General features: G+C 45.3%; 27 protein-coding genes and 1 pseudogene. 3 read left to right on the forward strand and 25 right to left on the reverse strand.

Going from position 1 to position 23,947, the window contains the following annotated elements:
- The 16 genes from DXE33_RS03935 to DXE33_RS04005 form a co-directional block, all read right to left on the reverse strand.
- Nucleotides 1-630: a hypothetical protein gene (locus tag DXE33_RS03935; protein WP_114638704.1), complete on the reverse strand. Its 630-nt coding sequence runs from the start codon at nucleotides 628-630 to the stop codon at nucleotides 1-3.
- Between the two features lie 365 nt (nucleotides 631-995).
- Nucleotides 996-1,301: a PulJ/GspJ family protein gene (locus DXE33_RS03945; protein WP_114638706.1), complete on the reverse strand. Its 306-nt coding sequence runs from the start codon at nucleotides 1,299-1,301 to the stop codon at nucleotides 996-998.
- Nucleotides 1,298-1,753: a type IV pilus modification PilV family protein gene (locus DXE33_RS03950; RefSeq protein ID WP_114638707.1), complete on the reverse strand. Its 456-nt coding sequence runs from the start codon at nucleotides 1,751-1,753 to the stop codon at nucleotides 1,298-1,300. The genes DXE33_RS03945 and DXE33_RS03950 overlap by 4 nt, the downstream gene beginning before the upstream one ends.
- Nucleotides 1,754-1,768: 15 nt before the next feature.
- Nucleotides 1,769-1,981 (reverse strand): hypothetical protein, encoded by a 213-nt coding sequence (locus DXE33_RS03955; protein ID WP_162785402.1) that lies wholly within the window; start codon nucleotides 1,979-1,981, stop codon nucleotides 1,769-1,771.
- An 88-nt stretch (nucleotides 1,982-2,069) separates the two neighbouring features.
- Nucleotides 2,070-2,330 carry a pilus assembly FimT family protein gene (locus DXE33_RS10665; protein ID WP_114638709.1) on the reverse strand — a complete coding sequence of 87 codons (261 nt, stop codon included), beginning with the start codon at nucleotides 2,328-2,330 and terminating at the stop codon, nucleotides 2,070-2,072.
- The gene (locus tag DXE33_RS03965) at nucleotides 2,327-3,034 is read right to left on the reverse strand and encodes a type IV pilus twitching motility protein PilT (RefSeq protein ID WP_331851814.1); all 708 of its coding nucleotides are present in this window, start codon (nucleotides 3,032-3,034) and stop codon (nucleotides 2,327-2,329) included. Before DXE33_RS03965 ends, DXE33_RS10665 begins: the two co-directional genes overlap by 4 nt.
- Before the next feature lie 3 nt (nucleotides 3,035-3,037).
- Nucleotides 3,038-3,328, reverse strand: a complete 291-nt coding sequence (locus DXE33_RS09785; RefSeq protein ID WP_197711991.1) for a hypothetical protein — start codon at nucleotides 3,326-3,328, stop codon at nucleotides 3,038-3,040.
- Between the two features lie 50 nt (nucleotides 3,329-3,378).
- Nucleotides 3,379-4,239 carry a prepilin peptidase gene (locus tag DXE33_RS03970; RefSeq protein ID WP_114638710.1) on the reverse strand — a complete coding sequence of 287 codons (861 nt, stop codon included), beginning with the start codon at nucleotides 4,237-4,239 and terminating at the stop codon, nucleotides 3,379-3,381.
- Between the two features lie 20 nt (nucleotides 4,240-4,259).
- On the reverse strand, nucleotides 4,260-4,724 hold the full coding sequence (locus tag DXE33_RS03975; protein WP_114638711.1) for a prepilin-type N-terminal cleavage/methylation domain-containing protein: 465 nt from the start codon (nucleotides 4,722-4,724) through the stop codon (nucleotides 4,260-4,262).
- Between the two features lie 97 nt (nucleotides 4,725-4,821).
- Nucleotides 4,822-5,325 carry a pilin gene (locus DXE33_RS03980; RefSeq protein WP_114638712.1) on the reverse strand — a complete coding sequence of 168 codons (504 nt, stop codon included), beginning with the start codon at nucleotides 5,323-5,325 and terminating at the stop codon, nucleotides 4,822-4,824.
- Between the two features lie 206 nt (nucleotides 5,326-5,531).
- Nucleotides 5,532-5,693 carry a hypothetical protein gene (locus tag DXE33_RS09600; RefSeq protein ID WP_162785403.1) on the reverse strand — a complete coding sequence of 54 codons (162 nt, stop codon included), beginning with the start codon at nucleotides 5,691-5,693 and terminating at the stop codon, nucleotides 5,532-5,534.
- A gap of 76 nt (nucleotides 5,694-5,769) precedes the next feature.
- Nucleotides 5,770-6,030, reverse strand: a complete 261-nt coding sequence (locus tag DXE33_RS03985) for a DUF4124 domain-containing protein (RefSeq protein ID WP_114638713.1) — start codon at nucleotides 6,028-6,030, stop codon at nucleotides 5,770-5,772.
- Nucleotides 6,031-6,032: 2 nt separating this feature from the next.
- Complete coding sequence (locus DXE33_RS03990) at nucleotides 6,033-6,344, reverse strand: PilZ domain-containing protein (RefSeq protein ID WP_114638714.1); 312 nt, start codon at nucleotides 6,342-6,344, stop codon at nucleotides 6,033-6,035.
- 153 nt (nucleotides 6,345-6,497) lie between these two features.
- Nucleotides 6,498-7,274 carry a putative bifunctional diguanylate cyclase/phosphodiesterase gene (locus DXE33_RS03995; RefSeq protein WP_162785404.1) on the reverse strand — a complete coding sequence of 259 codons (777 nt, stop codon included), beginning with the start codon at nucleotides 7,272-7,274 and terminating at the stop codon, nucleotides 6,498-6,500.
- Complete coding sequence (locus tag DXE33_RS10670; RefSeq protein ID WP_114638716.1) at nucleotides 7,271-7,474, reverse strand: diguanylate cyclase domain-containing protein; 204 nt, start codon at nucleotides 7,472-7,474, stop codon at nucleotides 7,271-7,273. The genes DXE33_RS03995 and DXE33_RS10670 overlap by 4 nt, the downstream gene beginning before the upstream one ends.
- Before the next feature lie 8 nt (nucleotides 7,475-7,482).
- A complete protein-coding gene (locus tag DXE33_RS04005) occupies nucleotides 7,483-9,207 on the reverse strand; it encodes a diguanylate cyclase (RefSeq protein ID WP_114638717.1) in 1,725 nt (574 codons plus the stop codon).
- 428 nt (nucleotides 9,208-9,635) lie between these two features.
- Between DXE33_RS04005 and nadA the strand changes: the two genes are divergently transcribed.
- Together nadA and nadC are read left to right on the forward strand one after the other, a co-directional pair.
- A complete protein-coding gene (gene nadA / locus DXE33_RS04010; RefSeq protein ID WP_114638718.1) occupies nucleotides 9,636-10,763 on the forward strand; it encodes a quinolinate synthase NadA in 1,128 nt (375 codons plus the stop codon).
- Between the two features lie 27 nt (nucleotides 10,764-10,790).
- Nucleotides 10,791-11,648, forward strand: coding sequence for a carboxylating nicotinate-nucleotide diphosphorylase (nadC, locus tag DXE33_RS04015; RefSeq protein ID WP_174222286.1), 858 nt, complete (start codon nucleotides 10,791-10,793; stop codon nucleotides 11,646-11,648).
- A 13-nt stretch (nucleotides 11,649-11,661) separates the two neighbouring features.
- Here the strand turns inward: nadC and nadB are convergent, their stop codons facing one another.
- From nadB to DXE33_RS04045, 6 genes are all read right to left on the reverse strand, one after another.
- Nucleotides 11,662-13,317 (reverse strand): L-aspartate oxidase, encoded by a 1,656-nt coding sequence (gene nadB, locus DXE33_RS04020; RefSeq protein ID WP_114638719.1) that lies wholly within the window; start codon nucleotides 13,315-13,317, stop codon nucleotides 11,662-11,664.
- A 96-nt stretch (nucleotides 13,318-13,413) separates the two neighbouring features.
- Entirely contained in the window at nucleotides 13,414-16,308 is a 2,895-nt protein-coding gene (gene fdhF / locus DXE33_RS04025) for a formate dehydrogenase subunit alpha (RefSeq protein ID WP_114638720.1), read from the reverse strand.
- Between the two features lie 38 nt (nucleotides 16,309-16,346).
- A complete protein-coding gene (locus DXE33_RS04030; RefSeq protein ID WP_174222287.1) occupies nucleotides 16,347-18,149 on the reverse strand; it encodes an NAD(P)H-dependent oxidoreductase subunit E in 1,803 nt (600 codons plus the stop codon).
- Between the two features lie 161 nt (nucleotides 18,150-18,310).
- Nucleotides 18,311-18,535, reverse strand: coding sequence for a hypothetical protein (locus DXE33_RS04035; protein WP_114638721.1), 225 nt, complete (start codon nucleotides 18,533-18,535; stop codon nucleotides 18,311-18,313).
- A gap of 81 nt (nucleotides 18,536-18,616) precedes the next feature.
- Nucleotides 18,617-20,605, reverse strand: coding sequence for a DUF748 domain-containing protein (locus DXE33_RS04040; protein WP_114638722.1), 1,989 nt, complete (start codon nucleotides 20,603-20,605; stop codon nucleotides 18,617-18,619).
- On the reverse strand, nucleotides 20,571-20,846 hold the full coding sequence (locus tag DXE33_RS04045) for a hypothetical protein (RefSeq protein WP_114638723.1): 276 nt from the start codon (nucleotides 20,844-20,846) through the stop codon (nucleotides 20,571-20,573). The genes DXE33_RS04040 and DXE33_RS04045 overlap by 35 nt, the downstream gene beginning before the upstream one ends.
- Before the next feature lie 182 nt (nucleotides 20,847-21,028).
- On the opposite strand from DXE33_RS04045, the gene DXE33_RS04050 reads away from it, so the two are divergent.
- Complete coding sequence (locus DXE33_RS04050) at nucleotides 21,029-21,622, forward strand: 3-keto-disaccharide hydrolase (protein WP_114638724.1); 594 nt, start codon at nucleotides 21,029-21,031, stop codon at nucleotides 21,620-21,622.
- Between the two features lie 72 nt (nucleotides 21,623-21,694).
- Here DXE33_RS04050 and DXE33_RS04055 read toward each other — a convergent pair whose 3' ends face one another.
- From DXE33_RS04055 to DXE33_RS10390, 3 genes and pseudogenes are all read right to left on the reverse strand, one after another.
- Nucleotides 21,695-22,000 (reverse strand): YciI family protein, encoded by a 306-nt coding sequence (locus tag DXE33_RS04055; RefSeq protein WP_114638725.1) that lies wholly within the window; start codon nucleotides 21,998-22,000, stop codon nucleotides 21,695-21,697.
- Between the two features lie 58 nt (nucleotides 22,001-22,058).
- Nucleotides 22,059-22,697 carry an amidohydrolase family protein gene (locus tag DXE33_RS10385; RefSeq protein WP_114638726.1) on the reverse strand — a complete coding sequence of 213 codons (639 nt, stop codon included), beginning with the start codon at nucleotides 22,695-22,697 and terminating at the stop codon, nucleotides 22,059-22,061.
- A pseudogene (locus DXE33_RS10390) lies at nucleotides 22,694-23,776 on the reverse strand (amidohydrolase). The gene DXE33_RS10385 and the pseudogene DXE33_RS10390 overlap by 4 nt, the downstream one beginning before the upstream one ends.
- Nucleotides 23,777-23,947 lie beyond the last annotated feature (171 nt).

Raw genomic sequence — 23,947 nt, forward strand, 5'->3', positions numbered from 1 at the left:
TTACGGGGTGTATTGCACCACCGCCTCCAATGACGAACGACTCGAATTTGACTGCCAAAATTGGGTATTAATTACACTGTTAGCAAGTGGAACGTTGTAATTGCCTATCGAAGTAATTTTGACAGTGTAGGTAAATGTAGATACTCCATAGCCATTGCTTGTGCCGACCTCAGTACCGACCCCAAGCGAGGATGTACTGGCAAGTTTTTGCACAATACAAGATGAGTAATTTGCCCGGCCAGCACGATCTTTAAACTTCGAACTTCTAGCATCAGTTTGACCCTGGGGAATCGTATCGGCCAAAATAGAATTCGTATTGAGCGGGCCACCTGGAGCCGCAAGATCATAGGCAGCACCCACACCATTTATCCAAGACTTACCAGCAGAACTTGCAAACCACTCGATAGCATTGTCAAAGCAAGTCTCCCCTGCCTCAATCGAAATGGGTTTGTTAGCAACTGCCGAAACTAAATCTGCCTGAATCGAGGCTAAATAAGAAATACCTGCACCCATGACCATTAATACCAATAACAATATCAGTGTGACTACCAAAGCAATACCGGACTGCTGTGGCAGCTGAGCAGTACCTTCCTGCTGCAGGCGTTTGATCTTAAGGAACCAGGGAAACATTTTTGGCCCTTGTAATCACAGTAAACGTTTTAGAGACAATCCGGGTCGTACCCTCTACTTTCCGAGGAGATTGCACGAGTAAGCTGGCTTGAATCGTCTGAAATTGCCCGCTATAAGTTCCAGTTCCACTAGGCTTGGCATTTAAGCCTTGCACAGTAAAGCTACTCACCCAATCTAGGATGGGCTCACCAGATGAACTTCCGTATACAGGAGTTGAACTAGCCAAGTCACAAAAGGCAGCAGGGTTTGTGCATCTTCGCCACTCACGTAGCAAGCGGTTTCTGGTGCTGCCACCTGCAGGCGCGTAGGAGGCCAAATAGTAGCGAATCAAGGCTCTGTATAGAACACCGGAGTTATCGTAGTCATCATAAACAAAAATAATATCGCCCGGGTTTAGATGAAATGATATTGATTGCTTGATTGCCAGGCATGGGGTTGGTATCGTTGTAATCGAGATAGCCAGCGACACGCACATCCGATTTAAATAAATCAATGGCCCTCAAGGCATTACGATCGACTTCAGTTTGCGCCGAGAGAACCTGCTGCTGCTGAGAAAAAAATGAATAGCCTGCATATGTACCAGCAATCACAATGGAAGAAACTGCCAAAGCCACCAACAATTCCACCAAGGTATACCCTTGTTCGCGAGCGCAATAGATTAGGCTTTTCATATCTGCCTAATCTTGCGCGTGAAATACGCGCTAATCTGCCCACCACTTGTGACTAAACTGACATTAATAATTAATGCAGTACCATCCTTGGTGACATCCACCTGTCTAATCTCTAGACCAGAGGTCGTATTGAGGGAACCAATATTGGCATTGAGATCATTGCACCAAGATTGGCGATCATCCCCAACAGAATATGTGCAGGCAACTAAACTTCCGGCATACAAGGGTGGCGTTACAAAAGGGTTTAAAGCATCGGTGCTTGACCTCATTCCCTCAGCAGCGATGGTTTCGATGATTCTATCGGCCATCAGATTGAGGTACATTCTTTTTTCTGACTCAGCGATAACTTGTTGAGCAACTCCAAAAAAGAAATAGAGCCCACTAAAGCCCAAGGTAAAAATGACCATGGCAACCATCGCCTCCACCAAAGTAAATCCCTTGGAACGATTGATTGTGAGAAGGAGTCCTTAGTCTTGCTCTATCCATAAACCTGAAGACTGCTGCCATTTAAATTTCTGCACAAACCCTGTGGTCTGATTGATCAATACGCGATAGGCACCATACAGTGCTCGATTACTACTGCGATTGAGTTCAATATCAATGGCGCCCCCACTCCCCTCCACCCCAGCCAAGCCATTGGTGGTGAAAATACCTCTACCCACTGTACATATGGTACTCACGATGGATGAATTTCTGGAGAGGATATTGAAATTCGGATCTTTAGAAATGGGGTTCTCAACAACATTGCTGGCAAAGTTTGACGAAACGCTAGCAGTTGAAGATTGGGGGGGCTGAAGAAATCTGGTAACTCAAATTGGTCGGGCTATTGCAAATGAGTAATCCTGTTCCATTAATAGTGCGCACCCGAGTTTTTAAAAAATCAATGCTCGATAGTAAGGCAAGGTAGTCTGACTCTAGAGAACGTTTGCCACGCCAATCGGTAATTGAGGGGGATACAAATGCACTGACGATCATTAAGATCGCTACAACTACAACGATTTCGAGAAAACTGACGCCCCGTTGCTTCATGTCGCCTCAATTTGACCGGACTGAACCAGCTGCTGCAAAGAGGCTTCCATGGTCATCATGCCTTCGCCACGAGCCATCTGCATCACACTAGGAATTTGGAAAACTTTATTTTCACGAATTAAGTTACGCACTGCAGGATTACAAGTCATCACTTCAAAAGCGCCAATTCGACCTGGCGCATCTTTTCGTTTGAGAAGGCGCTGCGTCATTACCAGGCGTAAGGATTGTGAAAGTTGCGCCCTCACTTGATCTTGCTGTTGCGGTGGAAATACGTCGATGATTCGGTTAATCGTATTTGGGGCGCCACTAGTATGTAAGGTCCCAAAAACCAAGTGACCTGTTTCAGCGGCAGTGAGTGCCAATTGAATGGTCTCTAAGTCACGCAACTCCCCAACCAAAATAACATCAGGATCTTCACGCAATGAGGCTCGCAATGCGGATGAAAAAGATAAGGTATCTCGCTTGACCTCACGCTGCGAAACAACGCATTTCTGATTTTGATGAATAAACTCAATAGGATCTTCAATGGTAATGATGTGCTCATGACGAGTGCGATTAATGCGATCAATCATGGCCGCTAATGTGGTTGATTTACCAGAGCCTGTCGGGCCAGTAACCAGAATGAGGCCATTCTCCAACTCAATTACATCTCTGGCTACTGGGGGCAAACCCAACACGTCAAACGCAGGAATTTGGGTCTCAATTTTTCATAAGACCGCTGCCAAGCCACGTGAAGTCTTAAAGAGGTTTACCCTGAAGCGCACATCACCTGCCTCTACTGCTAAGTCAGCATCAAGATGCTGCATGAATTCAATTTGCTGTTCTTTAGTAAGCTCCTGCTCAATGAATTCTTTCATCTCTGCCTGAGTTAAAACATCATCGGGAAAGGTTTGTATAACGCCGTCAACCCGAATTGATACAGACTCATTCTCATGAAAATGGATATCCGATAATTTATGTGCTGCCACATATTTAAGCGCCTTATCTATCATTCCCATGTTCTGATCCTTAATCTTGATTAATCAATTGTTATTGCAATGAATTGCGCTTACGAAAAAAACCAGGCAGGAATACCAAACAATAGAATGAACCCACCTGCCAGTATTAAAAATGGTCCAAACGGCAACATCCTCTCTAAAGAGAGTGTTTCTTTGCGCATTAACATCAGGCTGGTAATCACCAGTAAACCCAAAATACTGGCAATCGCCAAAATGGGCATGATTGCAGAAAAGCCAAACCATGCGCCAAAGACAGCGAGCAACTTAAAATCGCCACCCCCAAAGCCATCGCGTTTCCGAAATAAGCGATACAGATAATTTACTGACCAAGGCAAAAGATATCCACCGCATGCCCCCAGAATGCAATTAAATAGGCTCACGGACGTAAGTCCAAAGAGCGAGCCAACAACACCAAGTGCAAGCGCGCTATAAGTTAAATAATCTGGCAGGTAATAAGTTTCTAAATCAATAAAAAAGAGTGCAATTAATAAGGCCAGAAATAAACAATACAGTGGGGTTGCCCAGCTCAAACCAAATGCCAAGTAGACTGATGCAAAACCCAACCCTGTAAATAATTCCACCAAAAAATATCGCGGGGAAATTGCGCTTGCACAATATCGGCACCTGCCTTTGAGACGCAACCAAGACAGCAACGAAATATTGTCAGACCAAGCAATTACATGATTGCAACAAGGGGTGGTTGAACCTGGGTGAACAAGACACTTCAGATTGGAGATAATCGACGCATGATTTTCAATGTCACCTTCTTCGCTAAATAAAACTTTTGGAAGGTGGTAGATAACTACATTCAAAAAACTACCCACAATCAATCCCAATAACAGGGCGTACCAAAAACCAATCTGCCCGAGCAAGGCTAGTGTCTGAGAAGGTGCAAAGAGCGTATCAGCCATGTTCTTGTGGGTCTCTAAAACTAAAATCCTGTTTTTACGTTCTGTTGATTAATGGTGTATGTCAGATTGGAAACCGTGCGAGATTGGGCATGGGCCACATAATCATTGGAGTTAGCGCCAGTACAACCCCCACCCGATCCCACAGTGCCAGCAGTGATATAAAAATAAAAATCATTATTCGAGCCCACAACAATCGGGCCGGTTGTAGGCGTAGTTGAACCCATGACATATTGATTAATGCTGCTGGTTTGATCACCCGATCCAGGGGTCACGTAATAACAGTAGTTTTCAGCAAAGTAATTTTTTTCCATCAGATAAATACTTTTGAGAGTATTTTGTGCGTCAGCATTTTTTGCTGCCCGAATATTGCCTGTATACAAAGGAACACCAACTGCCGCCAATATCGCAATGATGGCAATCGTGATTAGCAACTCCATTAATGTGACACCCAACTGCAGGCGATATTGAAATGAATGCTGGCTCAAAATATTTCCTTTATTCCCCAGAAAAATGGCCCGTCTAAGCGGGCCATTTAGTCTTTAAAAGCTAAACGAACTGATTAGCCCTTGTGGTGATAACACCTTACTGTAAGTTGATGCACTCTGCGGCAACAGGATAGTTAGTTTTTGTTGTTCCGTCAGAGGCCAATACTAAAGTCTGAATAGACAACCCTGTGCAATTGGTAGTTGCCGTTCCACTAATACCCAAGTCTCCAGGATTAGTTGGGGGAATTGTGGTCACTACGTTTGTAGTAGATGAAGTGTTGTAGGGATTTTTAATAGTCGCTAAAGCATAATTTTGAAAATACGTTTCAGCTGCCCCGCCAGTAATAGTTGGGCAGGTAATAATAGCGCCACCTGCTTTAGGATCAGCCAAGGTTTGGACTAAGCCTGCAGAGCACTTGATTACTTCACCTGCAATAAAGGTCTTGATTGAGTCGAAATTTTGCTTCGTTGCACTTACTTTTGCTGATGCTTGGTAGCCGTTGTACATTGGCACGCCGATTGCAGTCAAAATACCAATAATGGCGATAACAACTAGTAATTCGACAAGAGTAAAGCCGGATTGTTGAGCCTTAGATTTCACTTGGAGCCTCCATGGATCACATAAATTTAGGGGTTAACTGCATCTAATGGCCAATATCAAACACTGTTTAGTATTTATAAACTAATAAATATCAAATATGCTGGTACTAAAATACTATTTTTGTTAAAAAACATAATTAATGAGCTTTTTAACAACAGTTGCATTGATTTTAGCCATATTGCCAGGTCTATATCAGGAAAAATACATTACTTATTCAGCTCCTTTTGCAATAAAGCGATGTTTGAACGATATAAAGACTGCTTTTGCTGAAGGTCAGCCAAATCTTTGTCTTGACCAGTGCTACGTTTTTTGAGGTTTGACAGTTGGGCAATTTTTCCATCAGCCTTGCTCAGTCGACCCTTTTCCAAATCAATCTCTTCCTGAATAATCCGCTTTCTTTCAGCAACCGCAGACTCATATCCGGTCTTGGGCTTTAACTGCTTGTCATCGGCTGAACCGCTGGCTTTGGTTTTTGACGTATCTGACGGGGGGGTTTTGCGGCCTCTTTTCAGGGGGTGGCAAAATCATCTTTGTGCAATTTTTCCCTTTTTCTACATTCGAGAGGGTAATCACGCCCGCCTGCTTATCGCAGCGATAGATATCGGCTGCAGCAAAACTGGGGAAAAAGCTTAAGGTAAGTGCAAGCAGGGTCAAAATGTTAAAAAAAGTGGGGTTCATTTTTTTAACAGGTAATTCAAATAACAAGATTAAGACCCTTCTTGATTCAACAGGGGCAACAGTTCCATCGAGAGTATCTTTGTCGCGATACCATAGGATTGCTCAAATTCCTCTGCCCTGACGACCTCCCCTTGGCAAGAAATCTGCAACTCACCCGAAGGAGAATCTAGCGTAACCAAAAACTCCACCACTTTCCCAGGCTCAATCGGGGAATCAAGCTCCAGAAAAATTCCACTGGAACTTACGTCTCGAGTAATGGCCTTGATACCGTCAATGCTGACCGGTAAAACAGCCTTGACCCTTTCGGACCCGCGAATTGGATTCACTTTTTCGGCAGTCATAATTTGAATCGACCACAGTTTGGATGTTGATGCTCAATAGTCATAAATCTGATTGTATTGAAGAAGTTACAAATATCAACTAAACGTCCCAAAAACATTATCTTTAAAACTTCTTTGTTCAAGCAAATCAACACACTAGTAAAAAGAAGGGGTTTACCCAGCATTTGCTGCAGGAATCCTCAACAGCTTAATGAAGTCCTCCCCGGGAACTGGGCGGCTAAATAAATAGCCCTGCCCCAGAACGCAACCCACTCCCAATAAGGCTTGGCGTTGCTCCTCAGTCTCAACACCTTCGGCGATGGTATGCAAGCCAAGACCTGCACCCATTGTCACCATGGCGCGCACTAGAGCTTCATCGGATTTGCTGTGTGTAATTTGACGGGTAAAGGAAAAATCAATTTTCAAATAATTAAAATTAAAGTTTCTGAGAGCGGATAAGGATGAGTAACCCGTACCAAAATCATCAATCGCAAATTTAAATCCGGCCTTATGCAACAAGGCGATCTTTTGTGCAACCCGCGCGTTTTGATTCATCATCGTGTACTCGGTAACCTCGAGAATGATTTGGCTGCTAGTCAAGCCAAGCTCCTCTAAATGAGAGATCCAATCCAAGGCGGAATGTTTGTTTGAATTAAATTGGCTTGCAGAGACATTGATGCCGATACTAATGTTCTGGTTGATAGGAGCTAACTCTTTCAAGAACTGGCAGACCTGCTTGAAAACCCAATCTCCAATCTCAATAATCAAACCCGAATCTTCTGCAACCTCAATAAAATTTACGGGCAGGCTGAGCTGCCCATTTTCTTTCTTCCAGCGTAAGAGCGCTTCAGCATGCAAAATCTTTCCTGAAGCCAGATCCACGATTGGTTGATAGTGAAGATAAAACTGATTGTTTTGTAATGCCGTCTTAAGCTCCGAAATGACTTTCATCTTTTGATCAGCCACTTCCTGCAAGGATTGAGTGAAATAGTGATATCCATTTCTACCCTGCGACTTGACCGCATACATTGGACCGCATACATTGCCTGGTCAGCCTTCATCAACAGACCTTTAGTACTAGTTGCATCCTGAGGATAAAAGGCAATCCCTAGTGAGGCAGAAATATGAAAAACCTTGCCCTCAATTTCAATCGGCTCAGCTAAAAACGATCGGTAATTCCTAAAAGGACTTTATCTAAATTCTTAGGGTGCTCTAAGTCATTCAAAATAATGGTGAACTCATCGCCACCAATCCGAGCTACCGTATCAGATTCACGCACTTCAGCTTTAAAGCGCTCAGAAACCCTGCGTAAAATTTCATCACCAACGTCATGGCCTGAGGTGTCATTAATATCTTTAAAGTGATCAAGGTCAACAAACAACAAAGCAAAATTATTTTTGCTGCGGTCAGCTCGCTTAATAGACTCATCGACACGATCTAAAAATAAGCGGCGATTGGGAAGCCCAGTCAGCGCGTCATAATTGGCTTGCCGGGTAATAATTTCTCGATATTTCTTTTGATCCGTCACCCGCGAAATGAGACCGACCCGCTGGCGTACATTTCCGCGGTCATCCAAAGCAGAAAAGAGCGATAAAAAACCTAAGTAATTGGTGCCATCACTACATTTGATCCAGACTTGACCTTCCCAGTGACCCACAGAGTCTAGGGCTGGCAATAAATCGGAGTACGCACTTGCACCCTCCTCCTTTACCAGCAGGGATTGCAAATTCAAGTCAGTGATTTTATTTTTGCTATATCCCGTAATCCCTGTAAAAACATCGTTCACCAATAAAAATTCATTTTTGGGATTGGTAATAAAGACAGCCTCACCAATTGCTTGGTAAACCGAAGAAGTGATTTTTAAAAGATCTTCGTTTTTCTTTCTCTCGGTCAGATCGATTCCATATATTGCAAACTTATCTCCCGCACTGACGGAGCCCCAACTAATGTATTTTTTCTCACCTTTTTTACAAACAATCCAGGATTCAACCGGGACCATCGGCGTATTCATTTGCCTTGATTCATGAACCCGCTCATCCCACATACGTTCAATTTCTTCACGGTATGTAGGGTTGGGATATGCCAAGCTCCACCAATCATCGCTTTTATGCAAATCATCAATGGTGTATCCGGTTAAATTGGTATAGGCGTCATTGACCAAATTCATATCTCGCTGATCAATATCAAAAATCGCCATTGATACAGGAATCCGCTCCACAATCTCTTTAAATCGACCTTCCGCCCTCACCAGATCGCTTTTTTTAGCTTGGTTATTTTCAATCAATAAACTAATCATGAGACTAAGCAAGCCAATTAAGCTCAGAAAAACCCAGATGCTGATTGGGGCCGGGTCATTCATCATGTTCCGATTAAAGAAACCATGACCATCGTATGCACCCAAAATGGATTGGATCACCGTCATTGCCAATACCAACATTGCGCCATGGCGACCATAGCGCATAGCCGCAATCAATAAGATAGGCAGTATTAAGTAGCCGCGATTGATAAAGTCGGTATCCTCATATTGGATATTGAGCCATCCAAACAGCACGCCTTGGCCAAATAAAAACACCAGTCCAAAAAAGATTAAGACTTCATATAGCTTGAGAGGTCTTAGCCAGTCCTTTGGAAAATTGCGCCAAACCAGAAAAACTGGAGTAAAAAAAGCTGCCCCAAAAAAATCACCAATAAACCAGGTATAAAAAATGGCTTGAAATTGGCCTGCCTCTGCCAGACCCATTTTGTAAATGATGGTGGCATCAATTAGGCCACTGCACAAACCCAAAAAGGTCGACAGCAAGACCAACGAGGCAATATCCACAAAGGAAGATAAATTGCGGTTAAAAGGAAAGGCTCTGGTGAGCAAATGGTAGAGAGAACGCAACTCAGAGTGCTACCTATGGCGAGTAACACTGATACAAAAAAACTAAATCCGCCTGCCGTTTCGCCCACTATGGCAGCGACAAAAATATACGGCCAGTAGCCAATACCAAAATTGAGTAACAAAGCCAACCCAATCCCGGCCGGGATTCAAATCATGCTGGCACCGGACTCAGTGACAAAATTTTGCAGAATATACACTGCAACATAGGCGTACAACACGGACCAAATGAGCGCTTGGTATGTTCTGGGAGATTTAAAATCGAACAATTGCTGGAGCGTTTTCAGAAAATTCATCTTTAAATTCAGGGGATCCTAGGTCAGAACTTACAATACTCTAACACCCTAGTATGCATGCCATCATTTCCCTATTTCTGGTTCGTTCGCTGTTCTAGCCCCACCTGAGTGCGATTGAACAAGGTAAGATTAAGCATGACTGCACAATCTTCTGCCCCCATTCAGTTTGAATACCCTCAGCAAGACGCTGCTGGCATTACCTGCACTGCTCAAGCATGGGCTAAAACCCCGCCAGCATTAAGCCCTAATGAAAAAGATCAGGCTATTGCAAAAATAAAGACGCTTCTCCACGAAAAGAATGCGGTTTTAGTGGCCCATTACTATGTGGATGCGGATATTCAAGATCTAGCACTTGCCACTGGGGGATGCGTAGCAGACTCCCTAGAAATGGCACGCTTTGGGAAGAATCACCCTGCCAAAAATTTAATCGTGGCCGGCGTTCGCTTCATGGGCGAGACTGCCAAAATCCTCAGTCCAAAAAAACGCGTTTTCATGCCAGATCTTGAGGCCACCTGCTCATTAGATCTCGGTTGTAATGCTACGGACTTTGCGGCCTTTCGAGCAGATCACCCTGATCGAGTAGTTGTAGTCTATGCAAATACAAGTGCTGCCGTCAAAGCTCAGGCCGATTGGATGGTAACCAGCTCCTGTGCCTTAGCCATTGTTCATCAGTTAAAAGTTGAGGGCAAAAAAATACTCTGGGCACCCGATCGCCATCTTGGGCGCTATATTCAGGAACAAACTGGGGCAGACATGTTGTTGTGGAATGGTGCCTGTATTGTTCATGATGAATTTAAGGCAACAGAACTGGCGCTATTAAAAGCCAAACACCCACAGGCGATGATCTTAGTTCACCCAGAGTCCCCCCAAGGCGTGGTTGATCTTGCTGATGTCGTTGGATCAACTTCTGCAATGATTCAGGCGGTCGTTGAGGGTAGCTCCAACGAATACATTATTGCTACTGATAATGGCATCTTGCATCGCATGCGCCAACTAGCGCCTACTAAAACCTTGATTGAGGCACCAACAGCTGGCAATAGCGCTACTTGCAAAAGTTGCGCCCACTGCCCTTGGATGGCCATGAATGGACTGCAGGGAATCCTAGATTGTCTGGAAAACTCCAGTGGCGAGGTCTATGTCGATGAACCTATCCGAGCGCAAGCCTTGGGCTGCATTGATCGCATGCTCGACTTTACAAAAAACCATCCTGACTTGCTTGCAAAAGCACAGCATGGATTTGTCAAGAATATTGGCTCAGCCTAACACCACACATAAGATCAATATATTTCCATGTTCGAATTGAATGAGACCCTAGAGCAAGCACGCCAACGCAATATTCACGATGCCCTGTTGGAGGACATCGGAACTGGCGACTGGACAGCCATGCTCGTCCCCACCAAAACTGTAAAGGCGCAATTAATTGTTCGACAAAAAGCAGTTCTCTGTGGGGTAGATTGGTTTGAAGGCACCCTTAAAAAGCTGGATCCAAACGCAAGCATTACCTGGCAATACATTGAGGGAGACTGGATGGAGCCAGACACTAAGGTCTGCGATATCCAAGCAGACTCGCGCGCTCTACTCTCTGCAGAACGTACTTGTATTAATTTTTTACAAACATTGTCATCAACAGCCAGCATTGCTCGGGAGCATGTTGAAGCCATCAAAGGTGTTAGCCAAAATCCCAAAGGATGTGCTGTTTTAGATACTCGTAAAACGATTCCGGGATTGCGCCAGGCTCAAAAATATGCAGTCCGTGTTGGCGGAGGAAAAAATCAACGTCTTGCACTATGGCATGGCATTTTGATTAAAGAGAACCATATTGCTGCGGCTGGCAGCGTTACAGCCGCCCTTCAAAATGCACGATCACTGAATTCTGGGGTAGATATTCAAATTGAGGTTGAGAATTTTGCCGAACTAGAAGAGGCGCTAGCTGCTGGCGCCAAGAGTATTTTGATTGATAACTTTACGCCCGAGCAAATGAGACAGGCAGTATCTTTGACCGCTGGAAGAGCTTTACTGGAAGCTTCTGGTGGAATCGATTTAGATCAAATGCGCGCCATTGCCGCCACAGGCGTTGATCGCATTTCATTGGGTAAGTTAACTAAAGATATTCACGCCGTTGATTTTTCAATGCGAATTCTGAGCTAGAGCCCAGAAATTGCTAGCTCTCCTGTGCTGACTCGCTACCCTCAGCCTGCGGGGTCAAAATTGTTGGGTAGGAAACAGCCCAAGTTCCCGGGTAATCGCGACTGTAGTGCAATCCTCTGCTCTCACGACGCATCAATGCAGAGCGCACTATTAATTCAGAGCACTCTAATAAATTTCGTAGCTCAATCAAGTCACGCGTCACTCGGAAATTAGCGTAATACTCTTGAACCTCATAGCGCAGCAGTTTAATTCTGTGCAATGCTCGCTCTAAGCGGCGATTGGTTCTCACAATTCCAACATAGTTCCACATTAATGAACGCAACTCATCCCAGTTATGTGCAATCACCACTTGTTCGTCAGCATCCTCCACCTGACTCTCATCCCATAAAGGCAGCGTAGGAATTGAAGGGGTTTTTTGCGATGAAATATCCTCAGCCGCAGCCTTGCCGATCACCACGCACTCCAAAAGAGAGTTGCTTGCTAAGCGATTGGCTCCATGTAAGCCGGTATAAGTTGCTTCACCGACAGCATATAGGCCTGGCAGATCAGTTCGACCCTTTAGATCAGTAACCACGCCACCACAGGTGTAGTGGGCGGCAGGCACTACCGGAATTGGCGTTTTAGTAATATCTAATCCCAAACTTAGGCAACGCGCATAGATCATTGGGAAATGCTCTTTAATGAACTTCTCACCGAGATGAGTTGCATCCAGATGAACATAGTCAAGACCATGTTTTTTCATCTCAAAGTCGATTGCCCGAGCGACAATATCACGCGGCGCTAATTCATTACGCTCATCATGCGCTGGCATAAAGCGGGTGCCATCTGGAAGCTTTAGTAAGCCACCCTCACCCCGCATTGCTTCAGTAATTAAGAAAGTACGGTCACTGGGGTGATACAAGCATGTCGGATGAAACTGGATAAATTCCATATTACCCACTCGGCAGCCTGCGCGCCACGCCATCGCAATGCCGTCACCCGTTGCAGTATCTGGATTGCTGGTGTAACGATAAACTTTACCAACGCCGCCAGTAGCCAATACGACTGATTTGGCTTGAATTGTTTCTACCCGATTATTTTTAATATCGAGCGCGTACACACCATAGCAACGATTAGGTTTGGTGCGTTGCGTTTTTGCATCCAAATGACGATTGGTGATGAGGTCCAAAGCAATCCAATGCTCTAAAATGCGAATATTTTGGTGAGCCTTTGCTTTATCGAGCAACACTTCATGAATAGCTTTTCCAGTTGCATCAGCTGCATGCGCAATCCGACGATGGCTGTGACCACCTTCACGGGTTAAATGCAAGCCCATTGGGCCAGATTTATCAGTAGTAAATGGTACGCCTTGCTCTACCAACCATTGGATAGCCTGCGCACTTTCTTCAGCAATATAGCGCGCAGTAGATTCAACTACGAGACCTGCACCTGCATCTAAGGTATCAGCAACGTGAGAGTCAATACTATCGTGCTCTTTATCAACTACTCCAACAATGCCACCTTGGGCCCATGCGGTTGCCGCCTCCCCTAAACCTCGTTTCGCCATCAAAATGACTGGTTGGTTTTCTGCCATATGCAGAGCCACTGTCAGCCCCGCTAAACCAGCCCCAATAATGAGGACAGGCAATTCGTCTTGAGCTTGGGAAGGTGTTGGTGTTGAACTAGCCATAAAGGATTCATTCTAAAGGGCAAATCAATTTTGCGAACTCGATGGAAAAAAGGCCCCATTTCTGAGGCCTTTTTAGTCAGTCATTTGGTAAGGTGATTAAACGTTAGACATTACCTTTGAGCCACCAGGCGCATTGGTGCCATACCCCATAATCTGAGCAGCCTGACCACCTTTTGCTAGCTTGACAGCGCAGTACTTAAATTCTGGGATCTTGCCAAAAGGATCTAAAGCAGGATTAGTAATCAAGTTTGCAGCGGCCTCATAGTAGGCAAATGGAATAAAGATAACCCCCCTTGGAGTGCCATCATCACGACGCACGTGAATCCCAACCTCGCCACGACGGGATTGAACAGTGATCACATCACCAGCAGATACTCCGAGCTGGGTCATATCCTCACCATTCATGGAGACGGTAGCCATCGGCTCAATCGCATCGAGTACAGTAGCGCGGCGCGTCATACTACCGGTATGCCAATGCTCCAACTGACGGCCAGTAATCAACACAAATGGATACTCTGAGTCTGGGCGCTCATTGGCAGGAATAATGTCAGCGGGTACCAGTTTCACCTTACCGTCGGCAGTGGCAAACTTGTCGTCAAACACGATCGAACGACCTGGGTCTTCTAGTGATAAACAAGGATAGGTCACGCTAGACTCTTTTTCTAAGCGTTCCCAGGTAATACCCTTAATAGCTCCATGTATTGCTTGTCGCATTTCCTCATAGACCTGGGCGACACCTGCATCAGGACCTTGGTAATTCCAATTCAGACCCATGCGCTTAGCGATCTCCTGAATAATCCACAAGTCCGGCTTGGCATCGCCTGGAGGCTCAACTGCTTTCTTACCCATTTGAACCATACGGTCTGTATTACTTGCAGTACCGACCTTCTCTGGCCAAGCACTTGCAGGCAAGACCACGTCGGCCAACAAAGCAGTTTCAGTCATGAAAATGTCTTGCACTACCAAGTGCTCCAATGAAGCTAAAGCGTGACGGGCATGATTCAGATCTGGGTCGCTCATTGCAGGGTTTTCACCCTCAACATACATGCCGCGAATCTTATCGGGATCACTATCGGGTGCAGTGATCTTATGCATGATTTCTACAACGGTATAACCAGGCTTTTTGTCTACAGGAGTACCCCAGAACTTTTCAAACCAAGCGTGGGCTTCTGGATTATCGACACGTTGATAGTTCGGGAACATCATCGGAATTAGGCCGGCATCACTAGCACCTTGCACATTATTCTGACCACGCAAAGGATGCAAGCCTGAACCAGGTTTACCAATTTGGCCGGTAATGCTGACCAAGGCAATTAAGCAACGAGCATTATCGGTGCCGTGAATATGCTGGCTCACACCCATGCCCCACAAAATCATAGCTGATTTAGTAGTAGCGAATTCTCTAGCAACCTCACGCAATGTTTCTGCAGGAATTCCGCAGATCGGCGCCATCGCTTCGGGACTATATCCTTGAATGTTTTCTTTTAAAGCTTCATAGTTATTGGCACGATTGGCAATAAAGTCCTTGTCAGCCAAACCTTCTTCAATAACTGTGTAAATCATGGCATTGAGCATTGCCACATCAGTGTCAGGTTTGAACTGCATAGTGCGCCAAGCATGTTTGCTAATTTCAGTCTTACGAGGATCACACAAAACAATTTTGGCGCCACGCTTAGCAGCATTCTTAAACCAAGTGGCGGCCACTGGATGGTTCGCTGTTGGGTTTGAACCAATCAACATAATCAAGCTAGAGTGTTCAACATCATTTACTTGATTGCTAACTGCGCCAGAGCCTACACCTTCTAACAATGCCGCAACAGAAGACGCATGGCAAAGACGTGTACAGTGGTCGACGTTATTGCTACCAAAACCAGTACGTACCAATTTTTGGAATAAATACGCCTCTTCATTACTACCCTTCGCAGAGCCAAATCCAGCAAGCACTTTAAGGCCGTGCTTGTCTTTGAGTTCTTTGAGTTTGCCGCCGGCAAAATCCAAGGCCTCTTCCCAGCTGGCCTCGCGAAAGATTTCTGACCAGTCTTGCTTACCCTCAAGAATCGACTCATCTTTCGGAACGCCTGGTTTACGAATCAGGGGCTTGGTTAAACGCTGAGGATTATGGATGTAATCCATGCCAAAACGCCCTTTAACACACAGGCGATTGTGGTTAGCAGGGCCATCACGTCCTTCTACGCTAACAATCTTTTCATCTTTAACGTTATAAGTAATCTGACAACCTACGCCACAGAATGGGCATACCGAATCCACTTTCCGATCTACAGTCTGCGAACCAATCAAGCCCTTTGGCATCAATGCGCCAGTTGGGCAGGCCTGTACACACTCGCCACAAGCAACGCAGGTACTGTCACCCATCGGATCATTGAGATCAAATACGATCTCGCTGTGTGCGCCACGCATTGCATAGCCAATCACATCATTGACTTGCTCTTCTCGACAAGCACGAACACAACGATTACATTGAATACAAGCATCCAAGTTCACGGCCATCGCTGGGTGAGAAATATCACTACTGACTTTCTCGCGACGCAATGCCTTTAACTCAGGACGTACAGTGACATCCATACGCGCAGCCCAAGTGCTGAGCTCACCATGCTGTTGTTTCTGTTCTTGCTCTTTACTGTCACCAACCCACTTAAAGCCTTCATCAGGCATATCAGAGAGCAACATTTCTAAAACGAGTTTTTGACTCTTTAAGGCGCGTTCACTATTGGCTTGCACTTCCATACCTGGGGTTGCGCTTCTGCAGCAGCTAGGGGCTAAGGTACGCTCGCCATTGATTTCTACAACGCATGCACGGCAGTTGCCATCGGGACGATAGCCATCTTTAAAACACAGATGGGGAATATCAATACCATGACGTTTTGCCGCCTTCAGAATGGTTTCGCCTTCATACGAAACAATTGTTTTACCGTCTAACTTGAATTCCACTGTTTGGAGTTCAAGCTCTTTTGGATTGGTTGGTGCGTTCATATAGTCTCGTTCTTTCCTATTCTTTTTTTCGCAAATCCTTATTGAACTTCTTGCGGGAAATATTTATGAATACAGCGAATCGGATTTGGCGCCGCTTGGCCAAGTCCACAAATAGATGCGTCGACCATGACAGTTGCCAAGTCCTCTAAGGTTGTTTTATCCCAAGACTTTGCTTGCATTAACTTAGCAGCTTTGCCGGTACCAACACGACAGGGAGTGCACTGACCACAACTCTCATGCTCAAAGAAGTGCATGACGTTGAGCGCCATATCACGCGCCTTGTCTTGATTACCAAATACCATCACGGCAGCCGAACTGATAAAACAACCGTAAGGTTGCAAGGTATCAAAGTCTAACGGAATGTCATTCATAGTCGCAGGCAAAATGCCACCAGATGCACCGCCAGGAAGGTAGCCATAGAACTCATGGCCATCTTGCATCCCACCACAATATTCATCTATTAATTCTTGGATAGTGATACCTGCTGGCGCTAACTTTACGCCGGGTTTTTTAACGCGCCCACTGACACTAAAGCTACGCAAGCCTTTACGATCATGACGGCCGTAAGAGCTAAACCACTCTGGGCCACGTTGCACGATATCGCGCACCCAGTACAGTGTCTCAAAGTTGTGCTCTAAGGTTGGGCGGCCAAACAAGCCAACTTGCGCAATATATGGAGGGCGCATCCGCGGTTCACCCCGTTTACCCTCAATACTCTCAATCATGGCAGATTCTTCACCACAGATATAAGCACCAGCACCACGACGCAACTCAATGGATGGCAATGGGAATGGTGGGTTCGCTTTGAGCTTAGCCAATTCCTTTTCGAGCAACTCACGGCAGCCGTGATACTCATCACGCAGATAGATGTAGCAAGCATCAATACCCACCACCTTTGCGGCAATGAGCAAGCCTTCCAAGAATCGATGTGGATCGCGCTCCAAATAGGTACGGTCTTTAAATGTGCCAGGCTCACCTTCGTCAATATTCACGGCCATGAGTTTTGGAGCCACTTGATCTTTGACAATGCGCCATTTGCGACCTGCTGGGAATCCCGCGCCACCAAGACCGCGCAGACCCGAACTTTCCATCGCTTTGATGATGCTCTCAGCATCACGACTACCTGACTGAATTTCTTGAGCGAGTTGATAACCACCTTTAGCGCAGTAAGCATCGTAGCCTACGTAGTCAGGTGAAACCGTTTGATTTTCACCTTGTGGCGAGATACCCTGCTCTGCCAAAGCTGCTGGATCGAAGACGGCATCATCTTTGGCCAGGGGGTGGGTTGTCAATTGATTATTGACAGCCGCTTGCACTTTATCAGCGCTAGCAAATAGCACAGGGTATTGATGCACAACTGCAACAGGCGCTTGTTCACAGCGACCTACACAGGGGGCTGCAATCACCTTGACATTGGTATTACCCAAGATAGCAGGCAACTTGGCCAATAAATTTTGGGCACCGGCTAACTCACAGGCAATGCCATCACAAACGCGCACAGTAATATCAGCTACAGGATCATTGCCACGCACGACTTCGAAGTGATGATAGAAAGTGGCTACTTCATACACCTCTACCATCGGCAAGTTCATTTCTTTTGCAAGCGCAACCAAATGTCGATCATACAAGGCACGATACTCATCGTTGAGCTTATGTAGATTTTCGATTAATAAATCGCGACGATGTGGCGCATTGCCAATCAACTGACGCACTTCCGCTAGAGAGGCGTCATCAGCTTGACGACCCTTTAACTTACTTTTACGACGAATGGTTTCCCTCAAATCGTCAGCGCTTGCCACAGCAACCGCCTTGACCTCTCCTGAAGGTTTTGGGTGATTCATAATCGATGTCTCTGTTTTTTTTAGTAGTTTTAATCGCACAAAAGCCTATGCACAAGCTACAACATGGCTCACATTAGTGCGATCATAGCCCTGATTTTGGCTTATTTCAGAGCTCAAGTCCTTGACGGAGCTCAAGGTATTGATTTAAGGGTTAACCCTGATTAAATCACTGATGGGGATGGCTTGTCACCAGGCGGGAGAGAGTAATCGAGCTTACGCTCATACAAGCGTGCCTTATAGCACTCCTGATAGCCTTTGCTACCGATTTCCCAGCCTATGGACGTGCAATCATCCTGAGCAGCTGATTCAATTGAACCGCAGGCGGTCAGACCCAAAGCGGCAAAAAGAGAGGAAATCCAGAGAAGGCGCATTTTTGTTGAATTCATAACCCAAGTCTACTTGATACTGATCTCGACATCGAGGGGTATGCCTTCTTTAGTCGCTTGAGTAGCCTTAACGCTACCGACTCAGATCCGCTCCTTGAGACTGGAATTGTCTTTAATCATCAATTCGTAAGCGGCTTTCGCCCTCCTCTTAGCCAAGTCTTGAAGCTCGCTTTCACTGATTTGGATGCCATCAATTAACTCGGCATGCAATTGTTCATTACGAGCCTCACCATCGGGCAGCATGAGCAAGCGTTTACCCAACTGAATACGGCCAATAGATTGAGCATAGGCCGCCCTGAGACCACTCTGCACCCTGGGATCAGACAAGCTGGGTGTTGGCAGGGGCTCGCCAGGAACCAGCTTAAAGCCTGCGTCTTTCAAAATAGCGCTATCTGCTTTTGCTCTGGCAAGCTCTTGCTTGTCCTGAATGGGATCGTAAGTGCCGATGATCTCCAAAGAAGAATTTGGCCTTTTAGCAAGGTAATCGCCGAACTTTTCTAGGCGTTCTTGATCTTCGGGCAAAAAGACGTCTTCACCCGGCACCGCATTAGCACCCCCCTCATCCCCCATACCCAATACAGAAGCTAGAGCCCTAAAAGGCGCAGTTGCGACGTTAGTCAAGACATTACTAATAGCTTGCCATACCAAACCACTCGCGCTAAATTCTGGTGAGTCTACGTTACCCGCAATACGGATGGTGAGGTCAATGGTGTCGTCAGAGTCCTCTAATAATGCAATTGCAAGACCAAGTGGTAACTTCTTGCCCTGAAAGTCTGAAACCTCATCGCCAAGCTGCACATTCTTAATAATGATTTGATTGCTGCCATTGAGCTGACCGTTCTTCGCTCGGTAGTTCAAATTAAGATTTAAACTCCCCCCAGTGATTTGATAACCAGCATACGTCATTACTGCTGGATTAAATGCAGTAAGCGGCAGGTTTTTATAGCTTATCTGAATGTCGTGATTGCGCCTTGGGTCATCAAATGAGGTCTGACCCTTAGTACGCATACTGCCAGACCCAGCAACCACTCCATCCATTGCCACAGATGCAAAGCGCCCTGGAAGATTGCTAACCCCCAAGAAGGCTGCATTAAATTTTTTCACATCGACCTTAAAGTTGGGTCGCATCGCCAGATCCGCAAAGAAGACTTCTCCAGAGCGTAAGTTCATGTTTCGAATATCCAAATCAAATGAGGATTTATTGGAATTGCTAGCGTTGCCTGCACCGCCACCCTCCGACTGAGTGCTATCGACCTTGGTGGAATCATCCTTTGCTTTTGAAAATAGGCGGCGAAAATTAGACAGTCCTTGATTATTGATTTCAAAACGCAACACTGGACGCTCAAGAATCAGTTCATCAATCAATAAGCCAACTGAGGGCCGATGACTGGAATGGTTAGCTGGCTGATTGGCCTGTTTCACTACCCTGTACTCAAATTGGCGAATATCTGCCGTATCCCAAGCAATCAAAGGGGTTCTCTCTCCCTTCTCCAATACCGATACATGCTGAAGATGCAAATCGCCAGATACTACGTCGGCTTCTGCACTCAGTTTGACAGCCACTTGCGCATTCAGCGAACCGCTAATGCCAAGCAATTCCCTATTCGCTGGTAATAGTGAGATCAATGGTGCGGTAGCGATATTCTCTATAGTAAGTTTACCTTCGAGCGCCTTAGATGCAGTATTTAAATCCCAGTGAGATAGCACTTTGCCGTCATCTAATTTAAGGTCTAGTTGCACACCCAACATATTGGGGCTGGGGTTATCCAAGCCACCAGCCAATGAGACATGATCAAACGCTAGAGTTTTATTCATGCCGGGTATCAATAACTGCAAGGAACCTAGATTAAAGTCATATCGACCGCGCACACCCGAAACTTGTCCGCTCCTATCATAATTTGCAACTTCTATTAATTTGATAGAAAAAGGTTTGAACTCTTCCTTTAATTTGCTAGCGTCATCAATCACAGTCAATGAAGCGCCGTTCACAATCAATTCATCTATGGAGATCTTAATGGGCTTTTTTTCTTGCTTGCTATCTTTTGGTGGCAAGTTTTTTTTCAACTGCATGAACAAACTCTTTCCAATTCCAAACACTTGCTGGAGCTCCCCCGTGCGCTTTGAGGGTGTTCTTTTCGAGGAGTAATTTAGGCTCCTCTAAAACAATCTCATCAAAACCGAGTTCACCTAAGACCAATTTCGTCCATTTGAGCGTAATAGCCAATTTCTTAAAATCCAATAACTTCTTGCCACCCTCCTTAGCTAGATTTTGACCATACTCTGCGACTGATTTCTTAATAAGGCTTGGCAAGAATAAATGCGCACCCGCCCCCAGAAGAGGATGATCAAAGAAAACAATAGGCCTACAAAACGCAGGCCCCAGATTCGAATTTTGGGGTCTTTGAGGGAAAGCATCTACTTGTCTTTATAGATCAACATCAGTAACAATCAAATTATCACAGAACAAACACAATAACCCTTGTGGAGACCCCTATGAAATCAGTATCTCAATCTATTTTTGCAATCATTCTTTGCTTGCAAGCCAGCTTTCTTAGTAATGCGGCGCTCGCTCAAAACCAAGATGGGTTTGTTGATCTCATTGATGGGGTCAGTTTAAGCGGTTGGAACATTATCGGAAATGCTAACTGGCTTATCGGCAAGGGCATTATTGAGGGAAACAAACCCAATGGATTTTTGGTGAGCAATGCTTCCTATAAAAATTTCATTATCAAAGCAGAATTTTGGGCGGAGTCAAACACGAATAGCGGTATCTTTATCCGCTGCCAAGACCCCAATAAAGTATCGGCAGCCAATGCTTATGAAGTCAATATTTGGGATACGCGCCCTGAACAAGCCTACGCTACTGGCGCTATCGTGGATGTTGCCAAGGTAGATCCGGTACCCAAGGCAGGAGGTCGCTGGAACACAATGGAAATCATTGCCAACGGCTCACATTTCAAAGTTATTCTCAATGGGGTGGTTACGGTTGCTGATGGGCAAGATAGTAAATTTGCTGCTGGGCCGATTGCCCTGCAATCAGCCGGCGGAATAATTAAGTTCAAACGTTTGCTAATCAAGCCCATCTAAATCATCAGCATCCTGACAACAAAAAACCAAAGCTACCTTGCGGCGGCTTTTTTATTATTGTGACGAAGACTTTTAAGCTGCAGGCGGGAAACCTACTTTTTGCGCCCACATATTAGTAAAAACATGAATAATCGGCTTCTCATAAACCCCCGCTTTGGTAAATGGCTCCTCTTTCAGCCAAGCATCGACTTCTGCGCGATTTGCAAAATCCATTGCCAATAAGCTACCAACGGTGGTTTGACCGTCTTCCGATGTGAGTGGTCCAGCAAAAGCCATCCGATGTGCTTGTTGAGCTAGATAAGCGCGATGCTCTGGACGAACTTGAATGCGCAAATCCCCAGTGCCTGGACGATCCATGAGAAGAATTGCAAAAATCATTTTGTCTCCCTGTCTTTGATATCTTGATATAGAAACCTTCGGTAAAGGGCTATTGCCCTTACCAAGATTGTTTCTTGCCATCAATCCAAGTTTCTTTTACTTGAATATTGCGAATTTGCTCGACCTGTGTTTTTCTGGGGTTTGCAGAGAGTATGACCAAGTCAGCCTGCTTACCCACCTCCAAACTACCGAGCTTATCGTCGGAAAACATTTCATACGCGGCATTCATCGTAACAGCACGAATTGCATCATCAACAGATACACGCTCATTTGGACCTAATACTTTACGTGGCTCCTTTTGCCATAAACGTCCAGCACCCTCTGAGATGTAATTCAATGGGCCTACATTCGAGACTGGAGAATCACTATGGTAAGCAAATCTACCGCCCTCTTTTTTGAATGAGGCAGACGGATCAATGCGATCTGCACGCTCTGGACCGACAATTTTGTCATGAAATGCCTCACCCCAATAATCTACGTGTCCAATCGTAAAGCCAGGAATCACACCTAATTTCACCGCAAGCTTGACTTGTTCTGGAGTATTAATGGTGAAATGCTCAATCCGTAATCGACGTGCTTTTGGGTCAGACGAATTCGCTAACAACTTAGCGTAGGTATTGATAGTTTGCTCAATCGTTCGATCACCATTTGCATGTGTGGCGATTTGCCAGCCTTGATCAAAAATAGGCTTAGTCATTTATAAATTTGGTCGTCGGCGTAATCTAAGTTACCTCGGAATTGAGTCCCTTTGGGATATATATATGGATCATTGAGGGCGGCTGTGATTCCTTGTGTCGAGCCATCGGATACAAACTTCACTCCAACATATCGCAATTTATCATCACCATCATTCGGCTTAAGACCGTTTGTACCATTCGCCAACAACGGTCCATATAAATACGCTCTAACGCGCAAGGGGAAGTCATCACTATGCACAAGTGTATTAAATAGCTTAACCTCATTATCTAGACCCAACATCAAACCCAAAGTGATTTCTGCTGAGGTGGTCACACCTTTTGAAGTAATCATCTTTGCCGTCTTTTGCATAGCCGCAGCTAGTTCGGCCTCAGAAGGAGCTGGTGCATGCTTGAGAATAGATAGAATTGCTGACGGCTCAACCACCGCACCTGTCAGGCGACCCTGAGCATCCTTCATATAAATGCCGCCATCCCTTGGATTAGGAGTTTGATCAGTAATTCCAGCAAGCTCAAAAGCTTTATGATTTACATACAGAATATGGCCTGATTGATTCATCACTGCAATGGGTACATCGGTCGATACTTGATCCAAAACATCAGCGGTCAGCTCAGCCATGAAAGGTTGCGTACGAGAGGGATCTACCCCAAAAGCACCTAACCATTGACCCTTTGGCAAAGTCTTCAGTCTTGCTTTTAGTTTCTGACTAATTGTTGCTAAAGTGTCGTATTAAGGCGTGAAATTCGACAGATTTAGCCATAACACCTCTGTCATTGCCGTCATCACAATATGAATATGCGGCTCTACAAAGCCGGGCATCAGTGTTTGACCCTTGAGATCAATGAGCTTGGTGCTCTCACCTTGCCAATTTTTAGTGACGGCGTTCTTTTTACCAACTGCTACGATTTTTCCATTTTGAATGGCTAGGGCCTGTGCCTCTTCATTTTTAGCATTCACGGTCACAATCGGGCCACCATAGAAAATCGTATCCGCAACTTGGACTGCTTGAGTTGTGCAAGCAACGGCTGATATTGCAAGCGAAATAAGCGCTTTCAAAAAATTTTGAATGATGTGTTTCATAAGTAGGACCCTATTGAAATATGAGCTAATGAGGCAAAGCTTACTTCAAATTGTATAGAACATGTAGGGATCAAAAAACCCATAACAAAAAACCACCCGAAGGTGGTCTTTGACAAAACTCTCACAGCTCAACTTCAAAACTACTTAATAAGATCGAGAAATTGCACATTA

It is taken from the genome of Polynucleobacter necessarius (assembly GCF_900096765.1).
Lineage (GTDB): Bacteria > Pseudomonadota > Gammaproteobacteria > Burkholderiales > Burkholderiaceae > Polynucleobacter > Polynucleobacter necessarius_F.